10 protein-coding genes and 1 pseudogene are annotated in these 10,524 nt (G+C 64.4%); 6 read left to right on the top strand and 5 right to left on the bottom strand.

Features of this window, described 5'->3' with window-relative positions:
• The coding region (locus tag BUB53_RS21795) for a GTP-binding protein (protein WP_143163231.1) at positions 1-94 on the bottom strand (94 nt) is incomplete at its 3' end.
• A 110-nt stretch (positions 95-204) separates the two neighbouring features.
• A complete protein-coding gene (locus BUB53_RS21790) occupies positions 205-855 on the bottom strand; it encodes a hypothetical protein (RefSeq protein ID WP_073038145.1) in 651 nt (216 codons plus the stop codon).
• Positions 856-971: 116 nt separating this feature from the next.
• Between BUB53_RS21790 and BUB53_RS21785 the strand changes: the two genes are divergently transcribed.
• Positions 972-2,360: a cytochrome P450 gene (locus BUB53_RS21785; protein ID WP_073038143.1), complete on the top strand. Its 1,389-nt coding sequence runs from the start codon at positions 972-974 to the stop codon at positions 2,358-2,360.
• Between the two features lie 115 nt (positions 2,361-2,475).
• Here BUB53_RS21785 and BUB53_RS21780 read toward each other — a convergent pair whose 3' ends face one another.
• The 3 genes from BUB53_RS21780 to BUB53_RS21770 all read right to left on the bottom strand — a co-directional run bounded on the left by BUB53_RS21780 (position 2,476) and on the right by BUB53_RS21770 (position 7,353).
• Positions 2,476-3,603: a M48 family metallopeptidase gene (locus tag BUB53_RS21780; RefSeq protein WP_073038141.1), complete on the bottom strand. Its 1,128-nt coding sequence runs from the start codon at positions 3,601-3,603 to the stop codon at positions 2,476-2,478.
• On the bottom strand, positions 3,603-4,808 hold the full coding sequence (locus tag BUB53_RS21775; protein WP_073038139.1) for a DUF898 family protein: 1,206 nt from the start codon (positions 4,806-4,808) through the stop codon (positions 3,603-3,605). The genes BUB53_RS21780 and BUB53_RS21775 overlap by 1 nt, the downstream gene beginning before the upstream one ends.
• Positions 4,809-4,914: 106 nt before the next feature.
• Positions 4,915-7,353, bottom strand: coding sequence for a DNA topoisomerase IV subunit A (locus BUB53_RS21770; RefSeq protein ID WP_073038138.1), 2,439 nt, complete (start codon positions 7,351-7,353; stop codon positions 4,915-4,917).
• 457 nt (positions 7,354-7,810) lie between these two features.
• On the opposite strand from BUB53_RS21770, the gene BUB53_RS21765 reads away from it, so the two are divergent.
• The 5 genes and pseudogenes from BUB53_RS21765 to BUB53_RS22665 all read left to right on the top strand — a co-directional run.
• Positions 7,811-8,236 (top strand): SH3 domain-containing protein, encoded by a 426-nt coding sequence (locus BUB53_RS21765; protein WP_234983223.1) that lies wholly within the window; start codon positions 7,811-7,813, stop codon positions 8,234-8,236.
• A 36-nt stretch (positions 8,237-8,272) separates the two neighbouring features.
• Positions 8,273-9,103, top strand: a complete 831-nt coding sequence (locus BUB53_RS21760) for an SDR family NAD(P)-dependent oxidoreductase (protein WP_073038134.1) — start codon at positions 8,273-8,275, stop codon at positions 9,101-9,103.
• Between the two features lie 80 nt (positions 9,104-9,183).
• Positions 9,184-9,393: a twin transmembrane helix small protein gene (locus BUB53_RS21755; protein WP_073038133.1), complete on the top strand. Its 210-nt coding sequence runs from the start codon at positions 9,184-9,186 to the stop codon at positions 9,391-9,393.
• A 2-nt stretch (positions 9,394-9,395) separates the two neighbouring features.
• Positions 9,396-9,968, top strand: coding sequence for a cob(I)yrinic acid a,c-diamide adenosyltransferase (locus BUB53_RS21750; protein ID WP_073038147.1), 573 nt, complete (start codon positions 9,396-9,398; stop codon positions 9,966-9,968).
• A 479-nt stretch (positions 9,969-10,447) separates the two neighbouring features.
• Positions 10,448-10,524, top strand: a pseudogene (locus BUB53_RS22665) (electron transfer flavoprotein subunit beta/FixA family protein); the annotation flags it as partial.

Below are 10,524 nucleotides of genomic sequence, written 5' to 3'. Positions count from 1 at the left end.
TCGCCGCCGTCAGCGTCGTCTTGCCGTGGTCAACGTGACCAATCGTACCGATGTTCACGTGCGGTTTCGAACGGTCAAACTTTTCCTTTGCCATGTCTCAGGGCGCCTTGTTCAGTTGGGGGGCGGAAATCGCCCGTTAGATACTCCGCGCGGCATTTATTGTCTTGCGCGGGGAAAATCAACCCATTCATGCAGGGTGGCCGCTTACTCGGCCGGGGGTGTTTCCGCCTCGCCACCTTCTGCGGCCTCGACCGCCGCTTTGGCGCTCTCGTCCAGCGCCCGGGCTGCGGCCTGCGCTTGGCCGGTCGCGGCCTCGCCGCTTTCGAACCAGTCATTGGCGGCATTCTCACGCACCAGCCAGTTCTGGATCAGCTTGGCGGCATTGCGGCTGAGGTTTCGCATCTGCTGCTGCTTGGATTGCGTCAGCCCCGACCCGACCCAGGTGCTGCCCGACAGCGTCTCGACCACGGTGATCTGCTCGGGCTTTTCGTTCAGCTTCTGCTGTTTTGCGTCGTCCCAGACGGTCACGTTCAGGATCAGCGCCGATTTCGGCGAGGCCACCACCGGAATCCCCGGCATCGCCAGAACATAGCCTTCCACGCTGATTCCAAGATGATACAGCCGGTCGCCCTCATACCGCCCGAACCGTTCGTCGATCGCCCTGGTCATCGCCTCGACCCATTCTTCCTTGCTGGCCTCGCGCGAAACCGGCCCCTTGGTCAGGTTCGGCGCGACCACCACGTTGTGGCCCAGGTGGAAATCACCCAGGTATGCGGGCTTTTCGTCAAGGTCGTTGGGATTGGTGCAGGCGGCCAGCATCAGGCCGGCGGCCAGCAAGGCAATGAAACGCAACATGGGCTCCCCCTCAGGATATCCGTTGCGCCCGGATACCGCAGCGCAAGGTTGCGCGCAATCATTTGTCCTGACGCGCCACTCCGCCTATATCCAACAGAACAACCGATGAGGTCCCCATGACACCCGCCACATCCCCCGTTCGCGTTCCGCTGGTGACCCGGCCGATGGGCATCTGGGCCAGCCTTCAGACATCGCGGCGCAACGTGCTCGGCATCATCCCCGAGATCGCCACGCGTCAGCCGATGGTGTCGGGGCGCACCGGCAAACGCTGGCACATGGTCATGGACCCCGAGGCGATCCGCCGGATGCTGCTGGAACAGCTCGATATCTACCCCAAGTCTCTGGTCACCAAGAACCTGTTGCGCCCCGCGATCGGCGACTCGCTCTTTATCGCCGAAGGCGCGCACTGGCGCTGGCAACGCCGCGCCGCCGCCCCGGTGTTTTCCCATCGCAACGTGATGAATCTCGGGCCGGTCATGACTGCCGCCGCCGAACGCAGTTGCGAACGCATCGCCGCCGCCGGGCCGCGCGCCATCGACATGGCCGCAGACATGGTGCGCACCACCTTCGACGTGATCGCCGATGTCACCTTTTCCGGCGATGGCAGTTTCGACGCGGGCGCCGTGCATAACGCGATCAACGACTATATCGGCGAGGCGGGCAAAATATCGCTTTTCGACATTCTGGGCTTCCCCGACTGGGTGCCGCGTCCGGGGCGGATCATGTCCGGGGGCGCCGTGAACCAGATGAAACGCATCGCCGATCAGGCGGTCGAGGCACGCCGCGCCCGCGGCCCCCAAGGCGTGCCCGACCTGCTGGACCTTCTGCTCGACGGCGAAGACCCCGAAACCGAACGCCGGATGAACACCGCCGAGCTGCGCGACAACCTGCTGACCTTCATCGTCGCGGGCCATGAAACCACGGCATTGTCGCTGGGCTGGGCGCTCTATCTCTGTGCATTCGACCAGCAGGTTCAGGACCGTGCCCGCACCCAGGCGCAAGAGGTGTTGCAAGGCCGCGCCGCCACTGCCGGGGACATCGAACACCTGCCCCTGATCCGCCAGATCATCGACGAAGCGCTGCGCCTCTATCCCCCGGCGGGGATCATTTCGCGCACCGCAATGGCCGAGGATACGCTATGCGGGCGCGAGGTGCACAAGCGCGACACGGTGATGATCCCGATCTACGCGCTGCACCGCAATCACCTGCTCTGGGACGATCCCGACGCCTTCCGCCCCGAGCGCTTTGCCGACCGCAAGGCGATTCCGCGCTATGCGTTCCTGCCGTTCGGGGACGGGCCGCGTATCTGCATCGGGGCCAGTTTCGCCATTCAGGAGGCTGTGATCGTTCTGGCGACCCTTCTGTCGCGCTTCCGCTTCACCCCCGTCGCCGGGCGCGATCCCGACCCGGTGATGATCCTGACCCTGCGCCCCGAAGGCGGTGTCTGGCTCGAGGCCGAGCCGATGACACCGGCAACTTCCGGAGCCATGGCATCCCCGACCTGATCGGGGATCTCCCAGCTCAACGCGCCATCCCGACAATTTATGCCTGGGCGCGGGATCGAGGCGCGGCGCTCTGACTGTCTTCATGCCGGCAACAGGGTTCCCCCTGACCCGCAAATTACCCGCAAATCCCCTTCAGCGCCTGCCACTCCGCCTCGCTCAGCACCGGGCGGGTGCCTTCCTGCGCCTCGGCATTGGCGCGGGCCTGTTCGGCGCGGGTTTCGCTGGCGGGATGGGTGGAAAAATATTCGGCCAGGTGCCCCCTGCCGCCCGCCATCTCGTGCAGATGATCGAAGAACGCCGCCATGCCCTCGCTGTTCACCTCCGCATCGTTCAGCATGTCCAGCGCAAAGCGGTCGGCGCGCATCTCGGCCTCGCGGGTATAGCCCGACTGAATCAGCCGCTCGCCCAGAAATACCGCCAGCGTTCCGCCCGTCACATCGCCCAGCACCATCGACAAAAGCCCCGCCGATCCGGCGGCGCGCAGGGCGTGGCGCGTCGCGTCGCGCTCTTCCACATGGCCGATCTCATGCGCCAGAACGGACGCCACGGCATCCGGGCCGGTCGCGGTGTCCAGCAATCCGCGCATCACCACGATCTGCCCGCCCGGCGCGGCGAAGGCATTGACCATCTTGTGGTCGAACACCTGCACCTCGAGATCGTATTGCAGCGCCTTCCCCCCGCTCAGACGGGTCAGCATGGCGTCCAGCGCCGCACGCCCCTCGGGGCCCGTGCACCGCAACGCCCCCATATCCGCCGCCCCCAGCGCGCGTTCCATCTGCGCGACAACCGTCTTGCCAAAGGCGATCTCACGCTCGACCGGGATCAGCGTGGCCAGCGTATCGGCCATGCGCGGCAGGATCACGAACAGCATCAGCACCACCGCAACCACGGCCAGCCCCGCGCGCAATGCAAGCTTGCGATACGTCCCTTTCTGAACATCGCGCCTGTCCAGATCGGGGCAGATATCGCGCAGGCGGGCAGTCATCCCCGGCTCGTTCACTCTCAGCCGTGCAGGATCGCGCGGGCTTTCGTCTTCGGTGTCGGCATGCAGGGTCAATGTCAGGCCGGAGTCACGGGCCTGATCGCTCAGACGGCGCAACCGCACGAGTGGCCAGCGCAGCGGCCCCTCCTCCAGCGTCGGGCCATCGAAAACCAGCGCGCCCCCGGCCTCGTCCAGCACCACCTCGACACCGTGACGACCGGCTGTCACACCATCGAAATAGACCCCCGCGACACCTGCCATCAGATGGCGCCGCCGACATCCAGCGCATCGGCGAAGCCTTCGGCATCCGCGCCGCTGTCATGCGCGCGCTGGCGTATCGTGTTCAGCCCCTGTGCATTATGCACGATGAACGTACCCGCCACATGGTCGATCACCGGCTGGATGATCCAGACCAGAACCAAAGACCCCGAAACCGCAAGCGCCAGAATATACAGCCCCGCCACCACCAGGCCGCCCAGGAACACCGCCCCTTCCCCCATCATCGAGGCCGGGGCCATCACCGCGACCACCGCCAGACCCAGCCCACCGAAGATCAGCGCGCTCAACACGCCCACCATCAGGCCGCCCAGAAGGACCGTGGACACCACGTTCACGGTTTCCGGCTGCGCCTCAAATCCGATACCGCCATCGAGAAACTTGTTCGCTGTCAGGTAACGAAAGGCGTTCACCCGGTACGACACGATCCCGATCATGAACCACACCGATCCGACCACCGCCACCGTCCCGGCAAGAACCGCCGAGTCGGCAATCACCGCCACCAGTTCGCCGCCCAGCAGGATCGCGATGGCAAGGAACAGATGCCGCGCCGCCGGATAAAGGCCGGTCCACCGGCCCTGTTGATGGAACTGCGCATTGCCGTACCAACTCCGGTCGGTCATGTATTTTTCCAGCCGGAAGGTCTGCCGGGGCAACAGGATACCGAGCGTCAGCAAGGTCAGCACCCAGTGCCCCATCGCCCGCAGGGCATAGCCCCAGCCGCCCTTTTCCATGCCAAACCGCACCCCGCGCCAGCGCGTGCGGGCCAGCTTGTAGCGCCGTGCGCGATACTGCGCGAAGAATATCAGCGGCACCACCGCCAGCACGGTGATGTAAATCGCCGCCATCTGCATCAGCATCTGCTCAGGCGTTTGCGGTTCGGTGAACAGCGTCAGGCCGAAATAGAACAGGATCATCTGGACGATGCCCAGATACACCGCCAGCACCACGATCGCCACGAGGAACCCCAACAGCTTTTCCATCCCCGTGCCGGTATATTCGAACGCATCGCGCCCGCCGCTGACCGAAGACCAGATATATCTCCGGATGCGCGTCTTGGCCCAGAACCGGTAAATGCCCAGCGTCACCACCGACAAAAGCGCGGTAACGACCGCCAGCCTGAACAGCGGCCCCCGTTCACCGGCATACGTGCCTTCAACTATGTTCCCGCCGTGGACATCCTGGACCATGCTTTAAATCCTTAATCTGAAAACCTGCGCGCCGTGACCGCTCCTGGCGGCGTCACGGCGCAGAAATATTGATGTTTTACATTGGTTTTATGGCGCAAAAGCGGCCCTAGGTGAAGCTGTTGTCACGCGGAAACCCGCGCGGCGCCATACGGCCCGTGCCGGCACGCCTGCCCATCCATTCGGCCAGTTCGGTCTCGGTGCGCGTGCGCCCTGCCGGATCGTGCCAGCTCAGCCCTTCAACCAGGGTAAAGGTCGTGGCATCGCTCAGCCCGCCATCCTTGTATTTCTGCAACCGCACACCCTTGCCACGGCCCATTTCGGGCAGTTCCCCAAGCGGGAAAATCAGAACCTTGCGGTTTTCGCCGACACAGGCCACATGATCGCCCGCCACCGGCGTGCAGACCCGCGCCCGCACCTCGCCGCGCACGTTCAGAACCTGCTTGCCGCTGCGCGTCTGCGCCAGAACCTCGTCCTCGCTCACCACGAACCCGTCCCCGGCACTGGACGCCACCAGCAGCTTACGGCCCGGCTTGTGAATGAACAGATCGACGATCTCGGCCTCGTTGGGCAGATCGACCATCAGGCGCACGGGTTCGCCCATGCCCCGCCCGCCGGGCAGATTGGCCGCCGACAGGGTATAGAACCGCCCGTTGCTGCCGAACACCAGCAAACGGTCCGTGGTTTCGGCATGGAAAACGAACCGCCCCTCGTCCCCGTCCTTGAACTTCAGTTCGCGGGTCAGGTCGATATGGCCCGACATCGCCCTGATCCAGCCCATTTTCGAGCAGACCACCGTGATCGGCTCGCGGTCGATCATCGCCTCCAGAGGTACCTCTTCGACCTCACCCGCCTCGGCGAACTGGGTGCGCCGCGCCCCGACATTCTGCCCATCCAGCACATAGCCCTTGCCAAAGGTTTTCTTGGCCTCTTTCAACTGATCGGCGATGGCCTCCCATTGCAGGCCGTCATCCTCCAGAAGGTCCTCCAGCCCGGCGCGCTCTTCCATCAACTGGTCGCGCTCCCTGACCAGCGCCTCTTCCTCCAGCCGCCGCAACGACCGCAGGCGCATGTTCAGGATCGCCTCGGCCTGCACGTCCGACAACCCGTTTTCACGGCCCGCATAGCTGTGCGGCACGGTGCGTTCGGGCGCGGTTTCGGCCAGGATGCCGGTGGGTTCCAACCCCGGATCGGCCACCAGAACCAGCCCCGACACATCCACCCCCGCCAGAGGCGAGCGGTACTCGGCCTCGCTCATCGCGCGGCTCAGCGTGGACTGGTGCGGCGTGCTCCAGTCCTCGTACATCAGCGCGGCCTTGGGATCGTCGTCATAGCGGATGATCTCGATCACCCGGTCCAGATTCAGGAACGCCGTGATCAGCCCCTGCAACACCTCCAGCCGGTGGTCGATCTTGCTCATCCGGTGGCGGCTGCGCCGGATCAGCACCTCGCGCCGGAAATCGAGGAAGGCGCGCAGCACCTCCTTCATCGAGCACACCTTGGGCGTCACCCCGTCGATCAGCACGTTCATGTTCAGCGAGAACCGCACCTCGAGGTCCGAGTTGCGGAACAGCATGTTCATCAATACCTGCGGGTCCACGTTTTTTGACCGCGGCTCCAGCACCATGCGCACGTCATCCGCCGATTCATCGCGGATATCGGCCAAAATCGGCACTTTCTTGGTCTGGATCAGTTCGGCGATCTTCTCCACCAGCCTGGATTTCTGCACCTGGTAGGGAATTTCCGTGACCACGACCTGCCACTGGCCACGGCCCAGATCCTCGACCTCCCACTTGCAGCGCAACCGGAACGCCCCGCGCCCGGTGCGATAGGCCTGCGCGATATTTTCGGGCGGCTCCACGATCACCCCGCCGGTCGGGAAATCGGGGCCGGGCACGTAATTCAGCAGCGTATCGTCACGCGCATCGGGCACCTTGATCAGATGCAGGCAGGCATCCACCAGTTCGGCAATGTTATGCGGCGGAATATTGGTGGCCATGCCCACCGCGATCCCGCTCGACCCGTTCGCCAGAAGGTTCGGAAACGACGCGGGCAACACCACGGGTTCGCGCAGCGTACCGTCGTAATTGTCCCGGAAATCGACGGCATTCTCGTTCAGCCCGTCCAGCAGCGCCTCGGCCACGGCGGTCATGCGCGCCTCGGTGTATCGGCTGGCGGCGGGGTTGTCGCCGTCGATATTGCCGAAATTCCCCTGCCCGTCCACCAGCGGATAGCGCACCGCGAAATCCTGCGCCAGACGCGCCATGGCATCGTAAATCGCCGCGTCGCCATGCGGGTGATAGTTGCCCATCACGTCGCCGCTGATCTTGGCCGATTTGCGGAATCCCCCGGTGCTCGACAGTTTCAGCTCGCGCATCGCGTACAGGATGCGCCGGTGCACCGGCTTCAGCCCGTCGCGCGCATCTGGCAGCGCGCGGTGCATGATCGTGCTCAGCGCATAGGTCAGATACCGCTCGCCAATGGCACGGCGCAGCGGTTCGGCGGTTTCCATGGGCGCGTCCGCGCCATCGTCGATCAGATCGCTCATGCTGCTCTCGATACCCTCGGGGCAGGCTCCGGGACCAGAGCCAACCCGCTTGTTTGTCTTGTTTGGTCGCTTTGCAGATAAACCGCGTGACGGGGGCAAAGGTCAAGGGCGCAAGCGCGCCATCGGGGCCCGCCCCCTGCGACCGTTCTGCAAAAAATACGCAAATTCCGGGAAATTCCCCGCAATCCCTCTCGCGAATCGGGTATAGTGCTATCAGCTGCCGGTCGTTCGGGGGAACGGCCCAAACAATCAAAGTTAACGTTGTGTGGGGGATCGCGCTATGTGGCGCTTTATACTTGTGACATTCGCATTTCTGGGAAGTGCCTTTTATCATCTCAGCGGGGGCGCCGATTATACTCCGGCGCCGAACTCCCTTCAGGCAAGGGCCGAAGGGCACACGCTCTTTGCATGGCCCGACCCCGTGGAAACCGCGCCGCAAACGCAAACAGCCGTGACCGTGACCGCACCTGACAACACCGTCAGCCGCGCGGTGACATCGCTGACGGATCTCAGCCTTGCCGCCAAGGCCCGGACCGGCACGGTCCGGCTGCAACTCGGTTCGGCGGACGGGTCGCAAATTCCCATGCCCGAACCGGCCATCGCCACGGACGACACCGATGCGGTCGCCGCGGCTGTCGCCCGCGATGTGGCCAAAGCACCCGCGCCCGTCCCGCAATCCGAACGCGACATTCGCCAGATCACCGGCTCGACCGTCAACATGCGCAGCGGTCCGGGAACCGAATACAGCCCCGTCACCCGCCTGTCCGGCGGCACCGAGGTGGCCGTGCTGCGCGATCCCGGCAATGGCTGGCTGAAGCTCAGGGTCGTCGATACCGGCCGCGAGGGCTGGATGGCCGACTGGCTGGTGACCACCGCAAACTGATTGCATCGCCACCCGCCGCACGGCATAGCATGCGGCATGAGCCAGAAATCCATTCTCATCACCGGCTGCTCCTCGGGCATCGGATACGACGCCGCCCACGGGATGCGCGATCTTGGCTGGCAGGTCTTCGCGGCCTGCCGCAAACAGGCCGATTGCGACCGCCTGCGCGCCGAGGGCTTCACCAGCCCCCGGATCGACTATCAGGACGAAGCCACATTCGCCCCGGCTCTGGAACAGGTGCTCGAAGCCACGGGCGGCACGCTGGACGCGCTGTTCAACAACGGCGCCTTCGCCTGCCCCGGCGCGGTCGAGGATCTGCCCTCGGGCGCCCTGCGCAGCATCTTTCAGGCCAATCTTTTCGGCTGGCACGAACTGACCCGTCAGGTCATCCCGGTGATGCGCGCCCAAGGCTCGGGGCGGATCGTGCAATGCTCCTCGGTTCTGGGGCTGGTCACGCTGCGCTGGCGCGGGGCTTACAACGCCACGAAATTCGCGCTCGAAGGGCTCAGCGACACGCTGCGCATCGAAATGCGCGACACCGGCATCGACGTCATCCTGATCGAACCCGGCCCGGTCACGTCGAAAATCCGGCAAAATTCGATCCCGCATTTCGAACAATGGATCGACTGGGAAAACTCCGCCCGCGCCGACCAGTACCGCGACCAGCTGCGCGCCCGCCTCTACCAACGCAACGGCCCCGACACGTTCGAACTGCCGCCCTCGGCGGTCACCCGCAAACTGATCCACGCCGTTACCGCCCGCCGCCCGCGGCCCCGCTATTACGTGACGACCCCGACCTATATCATGGGCACCCTGCGCCGCGTCCTGCCGACCCGCGCACTCGACTGGATCGTCTCCAAAGGCTGAGGCGCGGCAAGAAATTCCTTTCGCTTTTCACCCATGCCCCCCTACATGGGAGCGAAAGACGATTCGAAGGACCCTGATAAATGTTCGGTGACCCGCTTTTCATCATCGTGGCCCTCGCCTGCCTTGGCGTAGCCCTGATCCTTGTGCTGGGCATTTCCACCTTCGGCAAGGAAGGCAGGGACAACGCCATGCGCTCCAACAAGCTGATGCGCTGGCGCATCATCGCGCAGTTCGTCGCGGTGCTGCTGATCCTGCTCTTCGTATATATCCGCGGACAAGGAGGACAATGACCATGGTCGTGCTCAACAAGATCTACACCAGAACCGGAGACAGCGGCGAAACCGCCCTCGGCAACGGCGCCCGCGTGGCCAAGCACTCGATGCGCGTCACCGCCTACGGCACCGTGGACGAGGTGAACGCCACCGTCGGCCTGGCCCGCCTGCACGCCACCGGCGAAACCGACGACGCCCTGTCGCGCATCCAGAACGACCTGTTCGATCTGGGCGCCGACCTCTGCCGCCCCGACATGGAAAAGGACGCTCAGGCCGAATACACGCCGCTGCGCGTCACCGACAATCAGGTCACCCGCCTCGAATCCGAAATCGACACCATGAACAAGGCGCTCGAGCCCCTGCGCAGCTTCATCCTGCCCGGCGGTACGGAACTGGCCGCCTTCCTGCACCTGTGCCGCACCGTCTCGCGCCGCGCCGAGCGGCTGGCGGTGGAACTCGCCACCATCGAAGAGATGAACCCGGCGGCGATCAAATATCTCAACCGGCTCAGCGACTGGTTCTTCGTCGCCGCCCGCGTCTCCAATGACGGCGGCAGCAAGGACGTGCTCTGGCAGCCCGGCGCAAACCGCTGACCCCGGCCAACGCGCCATAACCGCTCCCTATGGCGCATCTGCCTTCCTCCCGATAGCCACTGGAGCAGGCGTTTGAAATATGCCAGTTTGCCGCGAAGCGCCGCCCGGCGTCCAGGCGGGCGGTCCCGGCAGTATCGGACAGTATGAGGACACGTCATGTCGGCACCCACCATCGCCATGTTCCGGGAGAGCCCCCGCCCGGCGTGTTCGGGCGCCCTTGCACCGAATCCTTCGGCGATGCCCGCCACCCGGTGGTGATATTTACCTGTAACGGGGGTCCCCCCCTGAGCGCGCGGCTGGAGAACGGATCGAAATATTCCTGCAAGATTCCTGCGATGAAACCGGCAACGCGACGTCGCCAGACGCAAACGTGACGATTTTGCCCTGTTTCCCGGAGGGCCAAACCTTTATCAACGCCGGGGAGAGCATACCGGAGAGTCGCATCGCGGCTGTCCATCATTTCGAAGGAGAGCATGTCAATGAAGGTACTCGTACCTGTCAAGCGCGTGATTGACTACAACGTGAAGGTTCGCGTTAAGGCGGACGGGAGCGGTGT

Origin of the sequence: Roseovarius pacificus (assembly GCF_900142665.1) — a bacterium.
GTDB lineage: Bacteria > Pseudomonadota > Alphaproteobacteria > Rhodobacterales > Rhodobacteraceae > Roseovarius > Roseovarius pacificus.
The sequence above is the reverse complement of the archived record's forward strand: the minus strand, read 5'-3'. Positions and strand labels throughout refer to the sequence as shown.